The 23,710-nt window shown below is 44.4% G+C and carries 20 protein-coding genes; 12 read left to right on the forward strand and 8 right to left on the reverse strand.

What is annotated here, in order from left to right; genetic code table 11:
- Window positions 1-102: 102 nt before the first annotated feature.
- Window positions 103-1,248: a Na/Pi symporter gene (locus AB6D80_RS16635; RefSeq protein WP_017102996.1), complete on the reverse strand. Its 1,146-nt coding sequence runs from the start codon at window positions 1,246-1,248 to the stop codon at window positions 103-105.
- A 388-nt stretch (window positions 1,249-1,636) separates the two neighbouring features.
- Between AB6D80_RS16635 and nhaR the strand changes: the two genes are divergently transcribed.
- Complete coding sequence (gene nhaR, locus AB6D80_RS16640; protein ID WP_372189115.1) at window positions 1,637-2,527, forward strand: transcriptional activator NhaR; 891 nt, start codon at window positions 1,637-1,639, stop codon at window positions 2,525-2,527.
- Window positions 2,528-2,627: 100 nt separating this feature from the next.
- On the forward strand, window positions 2,628-2,921 hold the full coding sequence (locus tag AB6D80_RS16645; RefSeq protein WP_009848443.1) for a metalloregulator ArsR/SmtB family transcription factor: 294 nt from the start codon (window positions 2,628-2,630) through the stop codon (window positions 2,919-2,921).
- Window positions 2,922-3,140: 219 nt separating this feature from the next.
- On the opposite strand, the gene rpsT is transcribed toward AB6D80_RS16645, so the two are convergent.
- Window positions 3,141-3,401: a 30S ribosomal protein S20 gene (gene rpsT, locus AB6D80_RS16650; protein ID WP_012603273.1), complete on the reverse strand. Its 261-nt coding sequence runs from the start codon at window positions 3,399-3,401 to the stop codon at window positions 3,141-3,143.
- Window positions 3,402-3,651: 250 nt separating this feature from the next.
- Here rpsT and murJ point away from each other — a divergent pair, with 250 nt between their 5' ends.
- The 6 genes from murJ (at window position 3,652) to ispH (ending at window position 11,559) form a co-directional block, all read left to right on the forward strand.
- A complete protein-coding gene (gene murJ / locus AB6D80_RS16655; RefSeq protein ID WP_009848488.1) occupies window positions 3,652-5,214 on the forward strand; it encodes a murein biosynthesis integral membrane protein MurJ in 1,563 nt (520 codons plus the stop codon).
- 70 nt (window positions 5,215-5,284) lie between these two features.
- The gene (gene ribF / locus AB6D80_RS16660; RefSeq protein ID WP_371703602.1) at window positions 5,285-6,220 is read left to right on the forward strand and encodes a bifunctional riboflavin kinase/FAD synthetase; all 936 of its coding nucleotides are present in this window, start codon (window positions 5,285-5,287) and stop codon (window positions 6,218-6,220) included.
- Between the two features lie 63 nt (window positions 6,221-6,283).
- Window positions 6,284-9,142 carry an isoleucine--tRNA ligase gene (ileS, locus tag AB6D80_RS16665; protein ID WP_017098348.1) on the forward strand — a complete coding sequence of 953 codons (2,859 nt, stop codon included), beginning with the start codon at window positions 6,284-6,286 and terminating at the stop codon, window positions 9,140-9,142.
- Window positions 9,143-9,300: 158 nt separating this feature from the next.
- Window positions 9,301-9,801 (forward strand): signal peptidase II, encoded by a 501-nt coding sequence (lspA, locus tag AB6D80_RS16670; protein WP_371703604.1) that lies wholly within the window; start codon window positions 9,301-9,303, stop codon window positions 9,799-9,801.
- Between the two features lie 194 nt (window positions 9,802-9,995).
- On the forward strand, window positions 9,996-10,427 hold the full coding sequence (gene fkpB / locus AB6D80_RS16675; protein ID WP_009848446.1) for an FKBP-type peptidyl-prolyl cis-trans isomerase: 432 nt from the start codon (window positions 9,996-9,998) through the stop codon (window positions 10,425-10,427).
- Window positions 10,428-10,602: 175 nt separating this feature from the next.
- Window positions 10,603-11,559, forward strand: a complete 957-nt coding sequence (gene ispH, locus AB6D80_RS16680; protein WP_371703606.1) for a 4-hydroxy-3-methylbut-2-enyl diphosphate reductase — start codon at window positions 10,603-10,605, stop codon at window positions 11,557-11,559.
- 138 nt (window positions 11,560-11,697) lie between these two features.
- Here ispH and btsR read toward each other — a convergent pair whose 3' ends face one another.
- From btsR to AB6D80_RS16695, 3 genes are all read right to left on the reverse strand, one after another.
- Window positions 11,698-12,429 (reverse strand): two-component system response regulator BtsR, encoded by a 732-nt coding sequence (btsR, locus tag AB6D80_RS16685; RefSeq protein WP_065680301.1) that lies wholly within the window; start codon window positions 12,427-12,429, stop codon window positions 11,698-11,700.
- Window positions 12,430-12,534: 105 nt separating this feature from the next.
- The gene (locus tag AB6D80_RS16690) at window positions 12,535-14,205 is read right to left on the reverse strand and encodes a LytS/YhcK type 5TM receptor domain-containing protein (protein WP_371703608.1); all 1,671 of its coding nucleotides are present in this window, start codon (window positions 14,203-14,205) and stop codon (window positions 12,535-12,537) included.
- 249 nt (window positions 14,206-14,454) lie between these two features.
- On the reverse strand, window positions 14,455-15,948 hold the full coding sequence (locus tag AB6D80_RS16695; RefSeq protein WP_372189117.1) for a carbon starvation protein A: 1,494 nt from the start codon (window positions 15,946-15,948) through the stop codon (window positions 14,455-14,457).
- A 334-nt stretch (window positions 15,949-16,282) separates the two neighbouring features.
- Here AB6D80_RS16695 and AB6D80_RS16700 point away from each other — a divergent pair, with 334 nt between their 5' ends.
- Complete coding sequence (locus AB6D80_RS16700; RefSeq protein WP_009848451.1) at window positions 16,283-16,633, forward strand: DUF2799 domain-containing protein; 351 nt, start codon at window positions 16,283-16,285, stop codon at window positions 16,631-16,633.
- Window positions 16,634-16,749: 116 nt separating this feature from the next.
- Here AB6D80_RS16700 and murQ read toward each other — a convergent pair whose 3' ends face one another.
- Entirely contained in the window at window positions 16,750-17,670 is a 921-nt protein-coding gene (gene murQ, locus AB6D80_RS16705) for an N-acetylmuramic acid 6-phosphate etherase (protein WP_371703612.1), read from the reverse strand.
- Between the two features lie 45 nt (window positions 17,671-17,715).
- Window positions 17,716-18,831, reverse strand: a complete 1,116-nt coding sequence (locus AB6D80_RS16710) for an anhydro-N-acetylmuramic acid kinase (RefSeq protein ID WP_371703614.1) — start codon at window positions 18,829-18,831, stop codon at window positions 17,716-17,718.
- Window positions 18,832-18,952: 121 nt separating this feature from the next.
- On the opposite strand from AB6D80_RS16710, the gene nagZ reads away from it, so the two are divergent.
- From nagZ to tyrA, 3 genes are all read left to right on the forward strand, one after another.
- Window positions 18,953-19,942, forward strand: a complete 990-nt coding sequence (gene nagZ, locus AB6D80_RS16715; protein WP_371703615.1) for a beta-N-acetylhexosaminidase — start codon at window positions 18,953-18,955, stop codon at window positions 19,940-19,942.
- 246 nt (window positions 19,943-20,188) lie between these two features.
- The gene (locus tag AB6D80_RS16720) at window positions 20,189-21,262 is read left to right on the forward strand and encodes a 3-deoxy-7-phosphoheptulonate synthase (protein WP_012603285.1); all 1,074 of its coding nucleotides are present in this window, start codon (window positions 20,189-20,191) and stop codon (window positions 21,260-21,262) included.
- Window positions 21,263-21,379: 117 nt separating this feature from the next.
- Window positions 21,380-22,507: a bifunctional chorismate mutase/prephenate dehydrogenase gene (gene tyrA, locus AB6D80_RS16725; protein WP_017072892.1), complete on the forward strand. Its 1,128-nt coding sequence runs from the start codon at window positions 21,380-21,382 to the stop codon at window positions 22,505-22,507.
- Window positions 22,508-22,650: 143 nt separating this feature from the next.
- Here tyrA and AB6D80_RS16730 read toward each other — a convergent pair whose 3' ends face one another.
- Complete coding sequence (locus AB6D80_RS16730) at window positions 22,651-23,661, reverse strand: M23 family metallopeptidase (protein ID WP_017084806.1); 1,011 nt, start codon at window positions 23,659-23,661, stop codon at window positions 22,651-22,653.
- Window positions 23,662-23,710: the final 49 nt, after the last annotated feature.

Genomic DNA, 23,710 nt, shown 5'->3' on the forward strand with positions numbered 1-23,710 from the left:
TTGGACATAAAAAGACCCCCAATAATTGGTGTCCAACTATTGGGGGTCAGTTCAAAACCTAGGAGGTTGCGGGCTTTGCTATAAGCGATGTTTGTTTTGCTATTAAGCTGTCAGTGCTAACACGCTACCAGGCAGTACAAGGAATACCGCAACAAGATAACCTGCCACTACAGCTTTGTTTTTCACTGCCATGTCTGAAATGATATCAGCGGCTTTCACTGGCAGTTCACGTAGGAACGGAATACCAAAGATGAATACCGTTGCCATGATGTTGAACACCAAGTGTACTAGAGCAATCTGTAGTGCGAATACTGCAAACTCACCAGATACTGCTGTAGCTGCAAGTAGAGCCGTAATACATGTACCGATGTTTGCACCCAGAGTGAATGGGTAAACGTCACGTACTTTAAGAACACCTGAACCTACTAGTGGAACCATCAAGCTTGTTGTCGTAGAAGATGACTGAACAAGGATAGTCACGATAGAGCCAGAAGCGATACCGTGGATAGGACCACGACCAATTGCATTCTTTAGAATCTCACGAGCACGGCCAACCATTAGGCTCTTCATTAGCTTACCCATTACCGTGATAGCTACGAAGATAGTCGCGATACCTAGAACGATAAGCATAACCCCACCAACAGTGTCGCCAAACGTTGATAGTGGCTCTTTAATCGCACTTACAACAGGCTTAGTGATTGGCTTGATGAAGTTAAGACCACCCATGCTCATATCACCTGTTGCTAGCATCGGTGATACTAACCAGTGAGAAATTTTCTCTAGAATACCAAACGCCATCTCTAGTGGTAGGAAGATAGCAACGGCTAATAGGTTAAAGAAGTCGTGAATCGTCGCACTTGCGAATGCACGTTTGAACTCATCTTTACAACGAACATGACCAAGGCTAACTAGCGTATTGGTTACCGTAGTACCAATGTTCGCACCCATGATCATAGGGATTGCTAGCTCAACAGGTAAGCCACCTGCCACAAGGCCAACGATAATTGAAGTAACTGTACTTGATGATTGAATAAGTGCTGTTGCTACTAAACCAATCATTAAGCCTGCAACTGGGTGTGAAGCAAATTCGAAAAGAACTTTTGCTTGCTCGCCTGTTGCCCATTTGAAGCCTGTACCAACCATTGAAACTGAAAGTAATAGTAGGTAAAGCATGAATGCCAAGTTAGCCCAGCGTAGCCAACGAGTTGTGCTCGAGATAGGCGCTGCTGCAGTAGTAGCTTGGTTCATAATGTTTTCTCCATTGGACCGTTTTAGTCTGTGTTTGGTCTGTTTGTTTAATCTGAGCGTGATGTTAGAGAACAAATATTTCAGTAATATTACATTTTGGTTTAGGTGAGACTTTTTTGTGATGATTTGCTCTTTAAATATTTGGCCTTGAAATGGTGGTGGTTTAACTTGTTGTTTTTAAAGTTTTTTGTTCGTATTTTTGATAGGTGATATAGATCTTAAAAGTTAGAGAAAAATTGAAAATAATCGTTGAAATATTCCATTATGAAATCAGACACTTCGTAAAAATAAGTAGTAATTGATAGTTGGGTATGGTTTTTCCGAGTTTGTTGAGTGGAGGTGTCATATTTGATATAACAGGTTATCTTCTCTTTTTTACGGCACATTTATGTCGCATCTCAACTATAACCACCTTTATTACTTCTGGATGGTTTGCAAGCAAGGCTCTGTTACTAAAGCTGCAGAAGCCCTATTCCTAACACCACAAACGGTAACTGGTCAGATAAAAGCCTTAGAAGAGCGTATGGATGGCAAGCTAACTAAGCGTAATGGTCGCAGTGTTGAGCCGACAGAGCTTGGGCAGCTGGTCTTTAAATATGCCGATCGTATGTTTGGCCTGAGTTACGAGATGCTGGATATCGTAAATTATAGCCAGCACTCCAATATTCTGTTTGATGTTGGCGTCGCGGATGCACTGTCCAAAAGATTAGTCAGCAAGATATTGATGTCGACAATCCCACCCGATAACAGCATTCATTTACGCTGCTTTGAATCGACCCATGAAATGCTACTTGAACAACTTTCTCAGCATAAGCTCGATATGATTTTGTCAGACTGCCCGGTGGATTCTAGCCAAAGCCCAGTCCTGTTTAGTAAGAAGTTGGGTGAGAGTGGTATGAGCTTTTTCAGTTCAGGTAATGTGGAAGGTGTTAACTTTCCGGCTGTATTAGAACAAAAGAAACTGTTAATCCCAGGAAGTCGAACTTCGATGGGGCGTAAAGTACTGCAATGGTTTGATAGACAAGGACTTAAGCCTGATATTTTGGGTGAGTTTGATGACGCGGCATTGATGAAGGCTTTTGCTCGTTACCACCACGACGCTATTTTCTTAGCGCCTACGCTATATATGTCAGAGGTTGAGGAAGATACGTCATTGCAATTGTTGGGGGGAATCGAGGAGTTAAAAGAGGAGTACTACGTCATATTTGCTGAGAGGATGATCCAACATCCCGCAGTAAAAAATGTATGTGACGCAGATTTTAGCAAATTGTTCGAGTGAGCTTGTTTGTTAATGAATTGATATCGATTATCATGACTTCATAATCTGCCGGAAATACTGATAACCCGGACTTGGCGTAAAGGTTGTATGGAGCCAAACTATGAACTTAAAAGAGATGGAGAAGAATTCAGCACAAGCTGTGATTCTACTCAAAGCCATGGCCAATGAGCGTCGCTTACAGATTCTGTGCCTATTGCATGGTACTGAGCTGTCGGTTGGGGAGTTGTGTGGCAAGTTGGAATTGAGTCAATCTGCTTTATCTCAACATCTTGCTTGGTTGAGAAGAGATGGTTTGGTCGAAACTCGCAAAGAAGCTCAAACAGTGTATTACACATTGAGCAGTGAAGAAGTAAAAGCGATGATTAACCTACTGCATGGTATGTACTGCAAGTAGTTTATTGCTGGTGGGGAAGTGATTTCTTACCAGGGGTAGGGTCGACACAAGGAAGTGTCAGTATTTCATGTCGAACGTTAGTGCCTATCAGCAAACCGCATATCTTTAAGTAAACCAAGTAACGCTCAGTAAGAAAAATCTCTGTGTTACTCAAAGTTTAGGTATAAAAAAACCGGCCGAGGCCGGTTTTTTTCGTTTTGCGTTGTAATCAAATTTCTATTAAAGAGCTTTGATTGCAGCAGCGAAACGAGACTTATGACGTGCAGCTTTATTCTTATGAATAAGGCCTTTAGTCGCCATGCGGTCTAGAAGAGGTGTAACTTCTACAAGAGCAGCAGTTGCAGCTTCTTTATTGCCAGCTTCAATAGCTGCAATAGTTTTTTTCATGTAAGTGCGCATCATAGAACGACGGCTAGCATTGTGCTGGCGACGTTTCTCAGCTTGGATAGCGCGCTTCTTAGCAGATTTACTGTTTGCCAAGGTCTAACTCCCAAAAACTTAGTTCGGTGACAATTTAAGGGCGAGGACTATCCCTCATAGGCGCTTAATTGTCAAATGATTTGTGCAAAAACCAATCGTAGCCAAACAAACTTTGGTATGGAAAGGTCATCGCGGTTAAGATGGCGGGGATTCTAACAGCATTTTTAGACCAATGCTAATAAATATGCTTCTTAGGACAGGATAGTATTTATCCTCGCTTGAAAGTAATCAACCAGTGTCAGAGGTTTGTGTGAGTAAACGACTATTAAAGTCAGGCCTGATTGTCAGTGCAATGACTTTTGTTTCCCGCGTATTGGGGCTAGTACGTGATGTAGTAGTAGCAAATTTGATGGGAGCAGGAGCGAGTGCCGACGTATTTTTCTTCGCTAATAAAATCCCTAATTTCTTACGTCGACTTTTCGCAGAAGGTGCCTTTTCTCAAGCGTTTGTTCCTGTATTAACAGAATATCACGCTGCTGGTGATAAAGATAAGACTCGAGATTTAATTGCCAAAGTATCGGGCACGCTCGGGGTACTAGTTTCTATCGTCACCGTTATCGGGGTGTTGGGCTCGGGTGTCATCACTGCGATGTTTGGCGCAGGTTGGTTTATCGATTGGTTAAATGATGGCCCAGCAGCACCAAAATTTGAGCTGGCGAGCTTTATGCTCAAGATTACCTTTCCTTATTTATGGTTTATCACCTTTGTTGCTTTATCTGGTGCAATCCTCAATACCATGGGCAAATTTGCGGTTTCGTCATTTACCCCTGTGTTCCTGAACGTAATGATCATAGGTTCAGCATGGTTTATCTCTCCTAATTTAGAACAACCCGAAATTGGCTTGGCCATCGGTGTGTTTCTTGGTGGTTTAGTCCAGTTCCTTTTCCAAATGCCTTTCTTGATTAAAGCGGGTGTGTTGGTTAAGCCGAAGTGGGGGTGGAGAGATCCCGGTGTAGTTAAGATCCGCACGCTAATGATCCCTGCCTTGTTTGGTGTGTCAGTGAGCCAAATCAACTTGTTGTTCGATACCTTCATTGCCAGCTTTCTAGCAACCGGCTCTATCAGTTGGCTATATTATTCGGATCGATTATTGGAATTCCCACTCGGTTTGTTTGGTATTGCTATTGCGACGGTTATTCTTCCTGCTTTGTCGCGTAAACACGTAGACGCTCAAGGGGAAGGGTTTGCTCATACAATGGACTGGGGCGTGCGCATGGTTTTATTGCTAGGCATTCCTGCAATGTTAGGTCTTATTGTTTTAGCAAAGCCGATGCTGATGGTGCTCTTCATGCGTGGCGAGTTTTCACCACACGATGTACAGCAGGCTTCCATGTCTTTGGTGGCATACGCTTCAGGCTTGCTTAACTTCATGTTGATTAAAGTGTTGGCTCCGGGCTATTACTCACGTCAAGATACTAAAACTCCTGTGAAGTACGGCATCATTGCGATGGTCACTAACATGGTGTTCAACGCGATCTTCGCTTATTTCTATGGTTATGTTGGTTTGGCAATCGCAACGGCGTTATCTGCGTTCGTGAACATGACTCTACTTTATCGTGGTCTGCATATAGCGGGTGTTTATCGTTTAACCAAGACTACATTGTTGTTTAGCCTTAAATTATTAGTATCTGGAACTGTGATGGTTGGCGTGATTTTATGGCAACTAGACAATATGCAGCTGTGGCTTGATTGGAGCTTCAACCAAAGAGCGTTGACGCTAACAGGGTTGATCGCACTTGGTGGCTTTGCTTATATTGTGTCGGTACTGGTTTTAGGTATCCGAGTAAAACATTTAAAAGCAGCGACAGATTAATACTGATTAGTATATAATCCGTCGGTTTCACACAATAAATGATGCAAATAACAGGTTTTAGCTGATCACAATGGAACTGATCCGAGGTATACACAATATTAAAGCACAGCATCATGGCTGTGTATTAACCATAGGTAACTTCGATGGTGTTCATTTAGGGCATCAAGAGGTTCTGAGTCAGGTTTCTAAACAAGCTACAGCACTGGGACTCCCTTCTGTTGTCATGACGTTTGAACCGCAACCTATGGAGTTGTTTGCTAAAGGTCGAGCGCCAGCGCGTTTAACTCGCTTACGAGATAAGTACGTGCAATTGAGCAAGCTAGAGATTAGTCGTTTATTGTGTGTGAATTTCAATCAGTATTTTGCAAGCTTGTCTGCGGAAGCATTCATTAAGGATCTTTTGGTTGATAAGCTTGGTGTGAAATTCTTGGTGGTTGGTGACGATTTTTGCTTTGGCAAAGGTCGAACAGGTAATTTCGCGATGCTTAAAGAAGCGGGCGAAAAATATGGTTTTGAGGTGGTAAGCACCCAAAGCTATTGCTTAAATCAATTACGGGTAAGCAGCACTGAGATACGGAATGCACTAGCGGTCGATGATTTGGCTGCAAGTGCTACCATGTTAGGCCGTGACTACAGTATTAGTGGTCGTGTGTCTCATGGTCGAAAACTAGGGAGAACTATCGGTTTCCCTACCGCTAACATTCCATTAAAGCGTTGTGTTTCTCCTGTATCGGGAGTGTATGTTGTTGAAGCATTGGATATCGATGGTGTTCCTGTCGGTGGCGTTGCTAATATTGGACAACGACCAACGGTTAATGGTGTAAGGCAGCAATTAGAAGTGCACTTTTTTGACTTTAAAGCCAATTTATATGGTAAACAGTTAGAAGTACGACTTTTGCACAAACTGCGCGACGAGATAAAATTTGAATCGTTCGACGCACTAAAGAATCAAATAGAATTGGATGCTGAAGCCGCAAGGGTGTGGCTGCTTCAGCTAAAGAATTAGTCGGATGATTCCACCGATTAACATAATGTCTAACTTCGCCCAATATAACGGAATTAAGAATCGATGAGTGATTATAAAGATACCCTGAACTTACCAGAAACAGGGTTCCCAATGCGCGGCAATCTGGCAAATCGTGAACCAGAAATGCTGAAGCGTTGGTACAAAGAAGATCTTTACGGCGAAATCCGTAAGGCAAAGAAAGGTAAAAAATCTTTCGTGCTGCATGATGGCCCTCCATACGCGAACGGCGACATTCACATTGGCCACGCGCTGAATAAGATTCTTAAAGACATTATTATCAAATCTAAGACCCTTTCTGGTTTTGATGCACCGTACATCCCAGGTTGGGACTGTCACGGTCTTCCAATCGAGTTAATGGTTGAGAAGAAGAAAGGTAAGCCTGGTCAGAAGATTTCGGCTGCTGAATTCCGCGAAGAGTGTCGTAAGTACGCTGCGGGCCAAGTTGAAGGTCAGAAAGAGAGCTTCAAACGTCTTGGTATCATGGGCGAGTGGGATAAACCTTACCGCACTATGGATTTCGGCACTGAAGCGAACATCATTCGTTCTCTAGGCAAAATCGCAGACAAAGGTCACCTTCTTAAAGGTTTCAAACCCGTTCACTGGTGTACTGACTGTGGTTCTGCTTTGGCTGAAGCTGAAGTTGAATATAAAGATAAAGTTTCTCCATCTATCGATGTGAAATTTACAGCAGCTGACGAAGCGGCGCTTCTAGAGAAATTTACTCTAGCGGAAGGTCACGCGGGTCAGGGCGAAATCTCTATCGTTATCTGGACGACAACACCGTGGACTCTGCCTGCTAACCGCGCAGTATGTTTACGTGATGATCTTGAATACGTACTTATCCAAGTTGAAGCGAATGGCGAACAGCCAGCTCAACGTATCGTTGTTGCTTCTGAACTAGCAAAAGACGTAATGGATCGTACAGGTATCGAGCACTTCCATAACCTTGGTTTTGCGACTGGTGCTGATCTTGAGCTTTCTCAGTTCAACCACCCGTTCTACGATTTTACTGTTCCTGCTGTTCTTGGCGACCACGTTACAACGGATTCAGGTACTGGTGTGGTTCACACTGCGCCTGGTCATGGTCAAGAGGATTTCGTGGTTGGTAAGAAGTACGACCTAGAAATCGCTAACCCAGTAGGCTCAAACGGCGTTTACCTGCCAGATACTGAGCTATTTGCTGGTCAGCATGTATTCAAAGCGAACGATTCTGTTTTAGAAGTTCTAAAAGAGAAAGGTGCACTACTGCATCACCACGCTTACGAGCACAGCTACCCACACTGTTGGAGACATAAAACTCCAATCATCTTCCGTGCAACACCGCAGTGGTTCATCTCTATGGATCAAGCTGGCCTACGTGCAAAAGCACTAGAGTCAACGAAGAGTGTTGAATGGATGCCAGAATGGGGTCAAAGCCGTATCGAAGGTATGATCGAAGGTCGCCCTGAGTGGTGTATCTCTCGTCAACGTACTTGGGGTGTGCCAATTGCTCTGTTCGTTCATAAAGAAACATCAGAACTTCACCCAGATAGCCCAGCTCTTATTGAAAAAGTAGCGAAGCTTGTGGAAGAAAAAGGCATTCAAGCTTGGTGGGATGTCGATGCTGCTGAACTGATGGGTGCTGAAGACGCTGACAAGTACGAGAAAGTACTTGATACGTTAGACGTATGGTTCGACTCAGGTGTAACGCACTTCTCTGTTGTGGATTCTCGTGAAGAGTACAACTTCCCGAATGAAGAAAGAACGCACAGTGCTGATCTGTACCTTGAAGGTTCTGACCAACACCGTGGCTGGTTCCAGTCATCTTTGATTTCATCTATCGCGATGAAAGACGAAGCACCATACAAGCAAGTGCTAACGCACGGTTTCGTGGTTGATGGTAACGGCCGTAAGATGTCTAAATCTATCGGTAACGTTGTTGCTCCTAAAGATGTAACGAACAAGCTAGGCGCAGATATTCTACGTCTATGGGTTGCTTCTACGGATTACACTAACGAAGTTGCGGTTTCTGACGAGATCCTTAAGCGTTCTGCTGATGCTTACCGTCGTATTCGTAACACAGCTCGTTTCTTCCTAGCGAACTTGAACGGTTTCAACCCTGAAACGGATCTAGTTCCTGCTGAAGAAATGGTAGCACTTGATCGCTGGGCTGTTGGCCGTGCTCAAGCTGCACAAGAAGAGATCGTTAAAGCATACGGTGAGTACAATACTCACGGTGTAACTCAACGTCTAATGCAGTTCTGTTCTATCGAAATGGGTTCTTTCTACCTAGACGTAATTAAAGACCGTCAGTACACAGCGAAGCAGGGCAGCCATGCTCAACGTAGCTGCCAAACAGCGCTTTACTACATCGTAGAAGCTCTAGTTCGTTGGATGGCTCCTATCATGTCGTTCACTGCAGATGAAATCTGGAACGAGATGCCAGGCGAACGCGACACGTTTGTATTCACAGGCGAGTGGTTCGAAGGCCTATTTGGTCTTGCTGACGACGAAGAGCTAAGCAACGAATTCTGGACTGAAATCCAGTCAGTTCGTGGCGCAGTGAACAAGCTTCTTGAAGATGCTCGTAAAGAGAAAACAATCGGTGGCGCTCTGCAGGCTGAAGTTACTCTATACGCTGACGATGCACTAGCGGCTAAAATCAACAAGCTAGAAGATGAGCTACGTTTCGTACTTATTACTTCTGCTGCGGTTGTTAAACCACTTAGCGATAAGTCTGATACAGCTCAAGCGACAGACGTTGAAGGTCTGTACGTTGAAGTTGCAGCAACTGAAGCTGAGAAGTGTGACCGTTGCTGGCACCACACTCCAGATGTAGGCACAATTGAAGGTCACGAGAAAGTTTGTGGTCGTTGTGTGTCGAACATCGACGGTGAAGGCGAAGTGCGTAAGTACGCATAACGACTCAGAGAAATACTGAACTTTTTGTAAAAATCATAGCCCCAGTACCAACTGGGGTTATTTTTAATTATAGGAAATGTGTTTAGCCAAGTTTGGTAATCAAGGTCACTTAAATTGAGTAACAGTGAATACCAACTTCGTAAATACTAGGAATAGAAATGAGTGAAGTTTCGTTAAAACAATCTGGTGTGCGTTGGTTATGGTTGGCCCTACTTGTCCTCCTTGCTGATATCGGTATCAAACTCTTTGTTATGGACAACATGGGTTATGGCTGGGCAAACCGCATTGAGGTGTTGCCATTCTTTAACTTTTTGTACGTGCATAACTACGGTGCAGCATTTAGCTTCTTGAGTGATCAAAGTGGTTGGCAGCGCTGGTTATTTACGGGTATCGCATTTGCGGTAACGGGGATGCTGACGTACTGGATGAGCAAGCTACCAGCAACAGATAAGTGGAACAACATTGCTTATGCGATCATCATTGGTGGCGCTGTTGGTAACGTGTTCGACCGTGTTGTACATGGCTTTGTCGTCGATTACTTAGACTTCTATTGGGGTACTTACCACTGGCCTGCATTTAACCTAGCGGATATGGGAATCTGTATCGGCGCCGCGATGATCATCTTAGATGGTTTCCGTAAGAAAGATGAAAGCCAATAGACTACTCAGACATTAATGAGTATCAAGCAAATCGCTTTGTAATAGATTGTCCTAAAGTCAGCCTATGACTCACAGAATAGAATAGCCCTAAGCGCTGTCGGTTGATTCCGACGGCGCTTTTTTTTATGCTGCAACTAATATGAGATCAAAGCAAAATGCATTCTCAAATAATAAAGAAATCTAAGGAAAGTAACGTGGCAGCAATTAAAAATGATTCAGCAGTAACTCTACATTTTACGATTAAAATGAAGGATGGTTCAGTTGCCGATAGCACCGAAAATATGGGTAAGCCTGCAAAATTCGTGATGGGTGATGGCAGCCTAAGTGAGAACTTTGAACAGTGCCTGATTGGTCTTGAAACGGGGACTGAAAAGTCTATCGAATTGAAGGCGGAAGACGCGTTTGGTATGCCAAATCCAGATCATATCCATCATATGGATCGTGCTAAGTTTGTTGGCGACTCTGAAGTCGAAGTTGGCACTATTATGGCTTTCTCTGGTCCTGACGGTATGGAAATTCCAGGTATTATCACTGAGATCGCGGGTGATTCAGTGACGGTTGATTTTAATCATCCATTAGCAGGCCAAGACGTTACGTTTGACGTCAACATCTTAGCTGTGGACTAACTGTCTCAACGGTGGAGTAGCTATCTTAGCGGTTAATCACTATCTTAACAGTAGAATAACATCGCCTTACAGGTGTGATGCAACCCAGAGCTTCACTGTCTAGGCGCTTCACTGTAGAATGCGAACCTCGCTGACAGCGAACTCTATAGAAAAAACCTTAGTACAGCGGTAAATGATGAGCAATGAAATGAAAATAATGTTAGCTAACCCTCGTGGCTTTTGTGCCGGTGTCGATCGTGCGATCAGCATCGTAGAGCGCGCACTAGAAATGTATCAGCCACCGATCTATGTTCGCCATGAAGTGGTGCACAACCGCTTTGTTGTTGAGGGGCTCAAGCAGCGTGGTGCTATTTTTGTCGAAGAGTTAAGTGAAGTGCCAGACGATAATATCGTGATCTTCTCTGCTCACGGTGTTTCTCAAGCGGTTCGTAAAGAAGCGAAAGAACGCGAGTTAACGGTATTTGATGCGACGTGTCCTTTGGTGACTAAAGTTCATATGGAGGTTGCTCGAGCGAGCCGCAAACATATGGAAGTGGTATTGATTGGTCACGCTGGTCACCCTGAGGTTGAAGGCACTATGGGGCAGTACGCTAGCCAAACTGGTGGTATGTACTTGGTTGAAAGACCAGAAGATGTACTGAACTTAGTCGTGAACGACCCGAGTAACTTACATTACGTTAGCCAAACCACGTTGTCAGTTGATGAAACCGCAGATGTGATTGAAGAGTTACGTCGCGTGTTCCCTGAGATCCAAGGGCCACGTAAAGACGATATCTGCTACGCAACACAAAACCGTCAAGACGCAATTCGCGAGATGGCCGGTGATGTTGATGTCGTGATTGTTGTCGGTTCTAAGAACTCATCGAACTCTACCCGTTTAAAAGAGCTAGCTGAGAAGCTAGGCACGCCAGGTTATCTAACCGATTGTCCTGAAGACATTCAAACAGAATGGGTTGAAGGGAAAAAGAAAATTGGTGTGACAGCGGGTGCTTCAGCACCTGAAGAGCTAGTAAACCAAATCTTAGATCGTATTCGTGAGCTAGGTGCAACCGAAGTTGAAGAGATTCAAGGTCGTGAAGAGAACATGTTCTTCGAAGTACCGAAAGAGCTGCAGATTAAGCAAGTCGACTGATCTCTATTGATTGGTGACAAGATCGATTCGTAACTCTATCGATTTGCAAACACTATTGATTTGTAAACAGCAGGAAGCCAACGTTGATGCGTTGGCTTTTTTGATCGTGCTTTGGAAAAAGAGTCGAAATTTATGGGGTTACTGGAGACCGAGCTGCTCTTTTAAAGCCTTTAAGTAACGACGACTGACAGGCACTTCAAAGCCAGTCAGTGTGATGATCTCGGCTAATCCATTCTCTAACAGTTTGATCTCTTGGATCGATTTTATGTTGATCAAATACTGGCGATGACAGCGGATCAAATCGGTCTTTTCTTCTAGGATCTTCAGGGTTAACTGTGAAGTGGCGGTTTGTGATGAGCTACGAACATGCACACCGCTGATATCTGAATAGGCGCACTCGACCGTTTGGCTCGCCATGATCACAATGCGGTTGTGGCCGATACACGGGATCTGCTCTAAGTGGCAGGGAGCGATAGCAGATATATCTTGTTCTGGCGCTTTCTGGTTCTGCTTGATGACCTTATTCAGACGGCAAACACTCTTATTTAATCGACAAGGTTCAACTGGCTTGAGTAGGTAGTCAAAGGCATTGTCTTCAAATGCTTGAATCGCATATTGGTCGTAGGCGGTGACGAATACCACGTAGGGCATGGTGTCTGGATCAAGCATGCTTAACAGTTCAATTCCGGTAACCTGCGGCATTTGGATATCCAAATACACCACATCAGGCTTGAGCAGATTGATCTGTTTCAGTCCTTCGATCGCGTTACTTGCTTGGCCGATGATTTCTACTTGTCCGGTTTCAGTGAGTAGTTCAATCAGCTCTTCGCGAGCAAAAAGCTCATCATCGACAACTAATGCCTTTAACATCCTACAATCTTCATTTTGGTTCTATCCCTGCTTGTTTCACGCTTTTCTTTTAAATGTCGGCTTCTAAATGTTTCAACTCGGAGTGATTCGTCTCCGAAAATACCTTTATTTCAGTATAGGTATGATAAAGCTCATTCGAGTAAATTGCTGTGGTTGAGATTCTATTTTTAGTGCTGAATCTTGTCCAAAGAAATTAGTGAGTCGTTTATCAACAATCTCCATGCCTAATCCAACGTGATCTTGGGATGGCTTCTGATAATTACCAGCATTGTCTTCAACGATTAACTTGAATCCACCCACGAAAGCCTCGCTATAGATCTTCACTTTGCCGCCTTCTAGCATGTTAGAAATCCCATGTTTGATGGCATTTTCTACTAGCGGTTGTAGGGTAAAGCTTGGCAGTTGCGACTCGTATAGTTGTGGGTCGATATCCCATTCGACTTCTAATCGGTCGGTAAAACGTGCTTTTTCAATAGTTAGGTACGCATTGACGTGCGCCAGTTCGTCTTTGAGTTTCACTGTATTGATGTTCTGCTTCAGATTACTTCTAAAGAAGTGAGAGAGATGCTGAATTAGTTCTCGTGCTTTATCAGGATCACGACGTGTAACGGCACTGATGGTGTTGAGTGCATTAAACAGGAAGTGAGGATTCACCTGAGCATGCAGCAGTTTGATTTCCGCTTGGGTGAGCAGCGTTTGCTGTTGCTGATAATTACTAAACAATATCTGGCTCGACAATAGCTGAGCAATACCTTCGCCCATCGACATATTGATGGTCGAGAACAGCTTTAGCTTTGGCTCATACAGTTTGATGGTTCCGATGACTTCGTTTCCTGCTCTTAACGGGATAATTAGCGCTGAGCCTAACTTACAATCTTGCGAAAGGGAGCATTGGTATGGATTCTCTTTGCCGTCAAGGTAGATGATGTCGTTCTGTTCCATCGAAGTGAGCGTGCTCTGCGATGAAATAGGGGTATTCGGAATATGATGTTCATCACCAATGCCGATGAATGCAAGGATTTTTTCTCGGTCAGTGATCGCCACCGCACCAACGTTGGTCTCTTCGTAAATGATCCGCACGATTTTTTGCGCATTATCCGAATTGAATCCTCCATGCAAAATACCCACTGAACGCTCGGCGATGGTTAATGCGCGGCGTGAGAAAGTTGCCGAATACTTCTCGAAGATGGTTTTCCGATCTTGGATGATGCTCATGAACAGCGCCGCACCGACCGAGTTAGCGATGATCATTGGCGCAGCAATATCGGAAACCAGAGCATAGGACTGCTCAAATGGTTTTGCGACCGCCAGTAGAATCAGCATTTGAATGATCTCTGCAAACAGGGTTACCGAGAAAACCACTAACGGATTAAACAGTTGGCTGGCTTTGTTCTTTCTCACGAGATAAACGTGTAACAGGCCGCCAATCAAGCCTTCTGCTGTGGTTGAAATCGCACAAGCCAAGTCTGTGAAGCCGCCTAATGAGTAACGGTGAATACCGCCAGTAAAGCCGACGGCAAAGCCAACGACTGGGCCGCCAAACAGACCACCCATTACCGCACCCATCGCACGAGTGTTGGCTATCGCGTCATTAATCTGCAGTCCAAAATAGGTGCCCATAATACAGAATAGGGAAAACAGAACGTAGCAGCTTATTTTATGACTTAAGCGTGAAGAGATGCTCAACAAAGGGAGAATCAATGGAGTTTTACTTAGCATGTAAGCAATCACTAAGTAGACACAGGTTTGTTGCAGCAGAGAGAGAATGAGTTCCATATTTTCACCTATTGAGACGCTTGTTAAGTGTAAAGCTCATTGCGTGGTAACGGTAGCTTTGCTTGTGTTTTCGTTGGTTATATCCAGTGACGATTGCTTCTCAATGCTGAGATACAGTAAAGCCCATCACAGAGGACGGGCTTTAGTCTTAATTTCCACGAATCACTGGGTGATTACGGGAACAAGCGAAGTGTTTTTGGCTTTCTTATTCTCCTCTGTCTATGAAGAGTGAGAATGTTTCGGGGAAAACTAAGCTGTTTTTGTTACGGGCTTTGCTTCCTTTTCTGATTCGTCATCAGCAAGGTCGATATCGCCTTTGCCTTTTGAAATTTTGATAACGTAAGCTGCAATTCCGAATGCACTCACCACGCCGATGATGGTTGAAAGTTGCATTGGCAGACCGAAGCCTAGCTGACTGTTGTTCAGGATGAATGTGATACACACAGATGTCATGAACACAGCTGGAACCGTTGTTACCCAGTGCAGTTTATTGTGACGAAGTAGGTAAGCCGAAGCTGTCCATAGCATCATGACTGCTGTTGATTGGTTAGCAAAACCGAAGTAACGCCAGATGATACCGAAATCTACTTGAGTCAGGATACCACCGATAACGAACAGTGGTAGAGCCATCAGTAGGCGGTTACGCAGTGTTTTTTGTTCCATGTTGAAGTATTCAGCAAGGATAAGACGGCTTGAACGGAACGCTGTGTCACCAGAAGTGATAGGTAGGATAATCACGCCAAGGAAAGCAAGGATACCGCCAAATACACCCAGTAGGCCAAATGAAGCGCTGTATACCACGTTACCTGGGCCGCCGTTTGCAATCGCGTCAGATAAAGACTCAACTGAACCGAAGAACGACAGAGCAAGTGCACACCAGATTAGAGCGATGATGCCTTCACCAATCATTGCGCCGTAGAACACGAAGCGACCGTTCTTCTCGTTTTCCATACAACGCGCCATCAAAGGAGACTGAGTTGCGTGGAAGCCAGAGATAGCACCACAAGCGATAGTGATGAATAGAGCAGGCCAAAGTGGTAGGTCATTCGGGTTCATGTTGGTGAACATGTCTTTCATCTCGAAGCCGCCCATTATTTGGTGCTCGTCAGACAGACCAATCGCAGTGATTAAGCCAACAGACATGAAGATAAGCAGTGCGCCGAACAGTGGGTAGAAGCGACCAATGATTTTATCGACAGGGACAATCGTTGCGATGATGTAGTAAGCAAATATGATAACAATCATCGTTGTTGCAGACATCGCGAAATCAGTTTGGTCGTTCACTAGGTTAGTGATCATGCCTGCTGGAGCAGAAACGAATACCACACCAACAAGAAGCAGTAGAACAATGGCAAAGATGTTCATAAAGTGTTTTGCGCCATTGCCTAGGTAACGTCCTGTGATGGTTGGAACCGAAGCACCACCATTACGGATAGATAACATACCTGAGAAGTAGTCGTGTACAGCACCTGCGAAGATACAACCTAGAACGATCCAAAGCATTGCTGCTGGGCCGTAAAGAGCACCCATGATAGGGCCGAAGATTGGACCTACACCTGCAATGTTAAGCAGCTGAACTAGGTAAACCTTTGGTGTTGACATAGGAACGTAGTCCACGCCGTCTTGCTTGGTGTGAGCGGGTGTTTGACGCTTTTCATTGACACCGAAAATCTTTTCGATAAAGGCACCGTAAATAAAGTAGCCACCAATGAGTGCTGCAACACAGGTAAGAAACCACATCATAATTTGTTATCCCTGAATGTATTAATTAAGTCAGGGTGTATATTAAAGGAGTGTATGAGAAGAAACTTCCGCTACTGGAGTGAGTGGTCGAATAGCTAATTAAGTGGTGTTATAACCGGTTTAGTGGTTTGTGACCTTTGCGGAGCGGTTGGTTACTGGTGTTGAGAAGTGTCATGCTTCTAGTTAGTGGTGACTTATCAGCTTTAAGCGGTAATCAATAAATATCAACGGCAGATAACAGACATAAGTGGACATCAGTCAGTGTTCAGCGGAGAATCGCCACAAAGGCAGCGCTTCGTCAGAAAGTGATGAAGTAACAATATAAAGGATTGAAATGAAAAAAATAATCGCATTATTCGCCGTGGCATTTAGCCTTGCAGGATGCAGCGCCAATGTTCAAGATTTAGCCGCCGAAGGCAATTGGCAAGAGATTGGCTATCGTGATGGTATCAAAGGCCACACTCAGCGTTCTTATTCAGATATGGCCGAGCTTGGCGGAGTCGATCAAGCTAGCTATACAGAAGGTTATCACCTAGGTGTGACTGAATATTGTAATCCGAACCATGCTTATCAGATTGGTTTATCTGGTCAAGTGTATGAAGGCGTGTGTTCTGGTACGGAAGACGCTCAACGTTTCCGTATGGAATGGCAACGTGGCTGGGATGAGTTCTCGAACGACTATTAAGCCCAAGCTAGCGATAACAAATGAAAACTAAAAAAGACCAGTACTGCATGTGTACTGGTCTTTTTGTATGTAGTTAAAGTTACTCTCTAAATGAGAAGCTACAAACAGAATTGAGATTACTGATTATTCTCGACTGCTTTTCTCAAGAAGCCATTTTGCTTATCAAGCTGAGCCTTGGCCAATTCTAAATCTAGCCCTGTTAGAATCATCAAAATCGATAACTTCACATCGTAATCAGTCGTTTTAAGTGTCGAGACTGCCAGTGCCTTATCACACTCTGTTGCTTGGATAACGATACGAGCAGCGCGGGCAACTAACTTTTCATTGGTCGCTTTTACGTCGACCATCAGATTTTGGTAGCTCTTACCGATACGAATCATGCTGGCTGTGGTCAGCATGTTGAGCACCAATTTTTGCGCTGTCCCTGATTTTAAACGAGTTGATCCCGTTAAGGCTTCTGGGCCAACCACTGGGCTAATTGCGATTTGAGCAATCTCAGCAATTGGAGAGCCTGGGTTACAAGACAGTGCAACCGTCACCGCGCCAAGCTGATTGGCGTAATTGAGTGCACCAATCACGTAAGGTGTACGACCGCTTGCTGCAATACCTACCACGACATCATTTTCTGAAAACTGAATCGCTTTGAGGTCTTCAATACCGAGAGTCAGCGAATCTTCCGCTCCCTCTTTGGCTTTTAAAATCGCTTCTGGTCCGCCAGCGATTAAGCCGATAACCATTTTGTCTGAAACACCGAAAGTCGGAGGGCACTCTGAGGCATCTAATACACCTAATCGACCACTGGTGCCTGCACCCATATAGATCAGTCGGCCACCGTTTTGAAAGGCGTGAGCGATCTTGTCAACCGCTTTCGCGATCAGTGGTAATTCGGCTTCGATCGCCAGTGGTACCTGTTTGTCTTGTTGGTTAATCTTTTCAACCACTTCGAGAGAGGTGAGTAGATCAATATCCATAGTGTCAGGGTTTCTCCCCTCCGAAACGAGGTGCGAGAGCGCTGATATGAGAGCGTCGTTACTCATAATGATCCTTAAATGGTGATTCTAAAATGATGGTTCTAAAGTTGTTTAGTCAGCACGATAGAGAACGCCTAGAGAGGCCGCTCTGCTCGCGCCAGTCACTTCTGGTAAATTGCTTGGCAGTTGATGAACATGACGTTGAGCAAGCCACGCAAAGGCCATAGCTTCCATATAATCGGCATCAACGCCTTTACTGGTGGTTGACTCAACCTCCCAGCCAGGAAGCAGTTCAGACAGTCTCTTCATCAACAGTGGATTTCTCGTACCCCCGCCACACACATAGAGCGCAGGTTGGTTACCCAAGCGATAAGTCTCCACTTCATTCGCTATCGTCAATGCAGTGTATTCACAAAGTGTGTGCTGAACATCTTCTGCTGCAAGGTCTTTAAATTCTGTTAATTGTTGCTCTAACCACGGTAGATTAAATAGCTCCCTGCCAGTGCTTTTCGGCGGCATTTGAGATAGATAAGATTCATTTAATAACTGTTCGAGCAAGGCTTGACTGAGTTGACCTTTAAGTGCGAATTGCGCATCACGGTCAAACTTCTCACCCGTGTGCGTATCAACCCAAGCGTCCATCAACATATTGCCGGGGCCTGTATCATAACCAAGAGTAGGCTGATTCGGGCGCAGTACTGAAATATTCGAGATACCACCAATATTCAAGACTACAACCGAGCTGTCTCGCGGGTGAAAAATCGTATGGTGAAACGCGGGGACTAATGGCGCACCTTGTCCGCCAAGCGCCATGTCTTTGCGTCTGAAGTCGGCAACCGTTTGAATATCTGTTTTAGCGGCAATGATATTAGCGTCACCCAACTGCATGGTAAATGGCGAAGTACCGGTTGGCTGGTGGAATACTGTTTGGCCATGGTTCCCAATCGCAGTCACAGAAGATGCAGGCGTACCTGACTTATCGAGAAGTTGCAGAACAGCATCAGCAAATAGATGACCAAGCTGGTGGTCTAGTTCGCCAATGGCAATCAAATCCGTTTTCTGACCAATACAAACTTCAAGCAGACGCGCTTTGAGATCATCAGGCATTGGGAACTCATCATGAGCGAGCAATGTGATGCGCGAATCTTCAATCGACACTAAGGCGGTATCAACACCGTCCATACTCGTTCCCGACATCACACCGATATACAGTTCTTTACGATCCATTCCTAAGCTCTTGCACTGCATTCCTAAAGTCTTCCACAGATTGGTTTAAAAACATTGTAAAGAAAATTTAAAGAGAATAATCTCGGGAAGTTTATGAAATTAGGTTTAATAAGGGATAAATATGGGACCGTTGTGGGTAGATGTCGCGGGCTACGAACTGACAGCTGAAGACAGAGAAATTTTAGAGCACCCAACCGTTGGTGGTCTCATCTTATTCGCTCGAAACTACCACGATAGCAAACAGCTTTCGGCGTTAAATAAAGAGATCCGTAAGGTAGCGAAACGTCCTATTTTGATTGGCGTTGACCAAGAAGGCGGCCGAGTTCAGCGCTTTCGCGATGGCTTTTCAATTATCCCTGCCGCTCAAGAATTCGCGACTAAGAATAATGGTGAGCAGTTAGCAGAACAAGCCGGTTGGTTGATGGCGGCGGAATTGATTGCCCATGATATCGATCTGAGCTTTGCGCCTGTATTAGATAAAGGTCACGACTGTAAAGCGATTGGTAGCCGAGCGTTTGGTGAAGATATTGATACCATCGTTCGCCACAGCAGTGCTTTTATTAAAGGCATGAAATCGGTTGGAATGGCGACAACAGGGAAGCACTTCCCAGGACACGGTGGCGTGATTGCTGATTCGCACCTTGAAACGCCTTACGATCCTAGAGACGATATATTTGAAACTGACATGGCGATCTTCAAGGCTCAAATTGAAGCCGGAATATTGGATGCCATGATGCCAGCACACGTGGTTTTCTCTCACTATGATGATCAGCCAGCGAGTGGCTCACAGTATTGGTTGCAGAAAGTATTGAAGCAGCAGCTTGGATTCAAAGGCTTAGTGTTCTCTGATGACTTAACGATGGAAGGCGCTGCCATTATGGGCGGGCCAGCAGACAGAGCGAAAGCAGCCTTGAATGCTGGCTGTGACATGGTGCTGATGTGTAATAAGCGAGATGCACAAATTGAGGCTCTTGATCATTTAGCAATTCAAGAGGTGCCTTTAGCCAACTCATTGCTTAAAAAGCACAGCTTTGATTTATCGACGCTTCACTCGGATAGTCGATGGAAAGAGGCCTCAGAGCAAATTAAGCGAATGTTAAATGCTGGGTGATAAATAAACACTCTATAAGTTTGAAGAAGGCGATATGAGAAATATCGCCTTTTTTGTATGTGTGAGGTGCAGTTTAAGCTGGTTTGTGTATTAGAGTTAATTAAAGTGAGCATGTAAATTTTAATTTACACTGAATGTTTTTTATTGTTTACACTTGCAATCGTTTTTGTAGCTGTTATTGTGTTTTTAAAGATTGTCAGCCCAAATGGAAATATTGGGTGTAAAAATAAATATACAGGTTGAGTTATGCAGAAAAGTGAATTAAGCAATGTCAATATCATCGACGAACAAGTACTGATTACTCCAGAGGAGTTAAAAGCAAAACTGCCTTTGAGTGATAATGCTCGTCGTTTCATTCAAGAGTCTCGTCAAACTATTGCAGACATTATTCATAAGAAAGATCATCGCATGCTTGTAGTATGTGGCCCATGTTCTATCCATGATATTGAAGCGGCGAAAGAGTACGCGAAACGCTTAAAAGCTTTATCTGAGCAGCTTAGCGATCAACTGTATATTGTAATGCGTGTTTACTTTGAGAAGCCTCGTACCACTGTTGGTTGGAAAGGCTTGATCAATGACCCGCACCTAGATGGCACTTTCGATATTGAGCATGGTCTGCATGTTGGTCGTGAGTTACTTGTTGAACTTGCTGAGATGGAAATCCCACTAGCGACGGAAGCGCTAGATCCAATCAGTCCGCAATACCTAGCAGATACATTCAGCTGGGCAGCAATCGGCGCTCGTACGACTGAATCACAAACTCACCGTGAAATGGCGAGTGGTCTTTCAATGCCAATCGGCTTTAAAAATGGTACGGATGGCAATCTAGGTACTGCAATCAATGCAATGCAGGCGGCTTCTTCTAGCCACCGTTTCATGGGTATCAGTCGTGAAGGTCAAGTCGCACTACTCACGACGCAAGGTAACCCAAATGGTCACGTAATTTTACGTGGCGGTAAGCAGACGAACTACGATTCAGTATCGGTACACGAATGTGAGCAAGAGCTGGGCAAGTCTGGCTTAGAGGCGGCACTAATGGTCGACTGTAGTCATGCGAACTCTCGTAAAGATTTCCGTCGTCAACCGCTGGTGGCTGAAGATGTCATCCATCAGATTCGTGAAGGTAATAAGTCGATTATCGGCCTGATGATTGAGAGCCATATTAACGAAGGAAACCAATCTTCAGATATACCTCTCAATGAGATGAAATACGGTGTATCTATTACCGACGCGTGTATCAATTGGGATTCAACTGAGGCACTATTGAAACATGCACATACGGAATTAGTCCCGTTCTTAGAGAACCGCTTGAAAGGTTAGTCAGAGTTTAAATTTAAGTGCCTCATCTAATGGGGCATTTTAAGATCTGTTGCTAACGAACCTGCATCAGTGCGGGCTTTTAGATTGGCACGGGCTTATAGATGAGTAAGGAATAAAATGGCCGTTGAACTGAACGAATTACGCGACCAAATCGATGCTGTCGATAAACAAATGTTGGATTTACTGGCTCAACGACTGGCTCTAGTGGAGAAAGTCGGTGAAGTAAAAAGTGAACATGGTTTACCTATTTATGTACCGGAACGTGAAGCCGCGATGTTGGCATCTCGTCGTCAAGAAGCCGAGAAAATAGGAGTACCACCGCAGTTAATCGAAGATATTTTACGTCGTACGATGCGTGAGTCTTATGCCAGTGAAAAAGATTCTGGTTTTAAGTGCCTTAACCCAGAGTTACGTTCAGTGGTTATCGTTGGTGGTAATGGTCAGCTTGGTGGTCTGTTTGGACGTATGTTCAAGCTTTCTGGTTACGAAGTGAAAATCCTTGGCAGCCAAGATTGGGACAAAGCCGATGAGATCTTAGATAATGCTGGCCTTGTGGTTGTAACGGTTCCAATTCACCTGACAGAAGGTGTGATTGCGAAGTTGGGTAACCTACCAAGCGATTGTATTCTTTGTGATTTGACGTCGATAAAATCAAAGCCTCTACAAGCAATGATGAACATGCACCAAGGCCCAGTGGTTGGGTTACACCCAATGTTTGGTCCTGATGTTCCAAGCCTTGCGAAACAAGTGATTGTTTACAGCGATGGGCGTGGCTCTGAAAGCTACCAATGGTTACTGAATCAATTTGGTATTTGGGGCGCGAGCCTTTGCCAGATGGATGCTGCTGAACACGATCACGGTATGACTCTGATTCAAGCACTACGCCACTTCACCTCTTTTGCTTACGGCTTGCACCTAAGTAAAGAGAACCCGAATATTGATCAGCTTCTGAAGCTAAGCTCTCCAATCTACCGGCTTGAGATTGCGATGGTTGGTCGTCTGTTTGCTCAAGACCCGAACTTGTACGGTGATATCATTCTTTCTTCTGATGAGAACATTGAGATGATTCGACGTTTCCATAGTCGTTTCGGTGAAGCATTAGAAATCTTGGATGGGAAAGATAAAGCCAAATTCGTTGATAGCTTTAATCAAGTCAGTGATTGGTTTGGCGACTACTCGCAGCAGTTCTTGCAAGAGAGCCAAAACCTTTTAAAACAAGCACATGACTCGATTCATCGTGGCTAATACTGATTTGAAATCATAAAAAAGAGCGACCATCTGGTCGCTCTTTTTGTTTGTACTGAACGCTATGAAAGCATTTGGCCTACAGTAGGCTAAAAGCAATGAGATCATCATAGGCCAAACCAACAGGTCTTATCTATTAACAACTAGTTAGTCGTGATAGGTTTTTTGCTATCTTCGCTCGATACCGTGTCGATGGTCGAGCTAATGTAAGGCACATTCGTCAGGTTGATTTGCAAGCGAACCACATTATCAATCAGTTGAACCAGTGGACCCCACTTAACCTTTTTCTCTTTCTCGAACACGTAGTTGAAGTTCTCCGGTGTCCAATCCATCAAGTATTGAGGGTTCAGTGAACGACCAAGGAAGCGTACTTCATAATGCAAGTGTGGCCCGGTTGAGTTACCTGAGTTACCACAGCTTGCGATCACATCACCTTTACTCACAAACTGACCGCTGCGAACTTTGAATTTTTGTAGGTGCGCGTAAGAACTCATGAAGCCGAACGAGTGACGCATAGTAATAAAGTTACCGAAGCCTTTTTTACTTGGGCGTACCGTTTCAATGACTCCATCTGCGGGCGCTACAATATCTTCACCACGCTTACACGTTAGATCGATACCAGTATGTACATGGCGTTTACCTGAAATAGGGTTAGTGCGGCTACCATAAGAAGAAGAGATACGTTGATAAGCCATCGGACTGTCGTTTGGAATCAAACGGAACATCGTGGCTCTTACTGCTGAATCGACTGCAGCCGCATCAATGCGATCTTCTAAAGAAATATCATCTGTAAGCAGTTCTTCATCAGCAAGACCCAGCACGGATTCCACATCAAATACACGCTTACCAAGCAGTTGAATGGTGCCTTCTTTTTCTGTCAGTGTTTGCGATAACGAGTGATTGGTTTCTACCTGCTCAGCGTAAAGAAACTCGGTTTGCTCTTTTTCAACAATCAGCGTTTCAATCAACTGTTGTGCATCGCCTGCTTGCATCGCGAGCTCTTGTTTACCTTCGAAGTGCATGTATGCAGCTCCGCCAATTAACAGTGGCACTGAAAAAATGGCAGTGGTGCACATGAGCACGGCTTTTCGGCCGAAGTAAAACGTCTGTTCCCCTTGGTTAGAGGGAATAGTAATGGAAATTTTTTTAGACATGGTTCTGTATTAACTAAATGCTTCTAATAGAAAAAAGGGTAATGGAGAT

It is taken from the genome of Vibrio sp. 10N.247.310.17, assembly GCF_041466605.1.
GTDB classification, from domain to species: Bacteria; Pseudomonadota; Gammaproteobacteria; order Enterobacterales; family Vibrionaceae; genus Vibrio; species Vibrio tasmaniensis_A.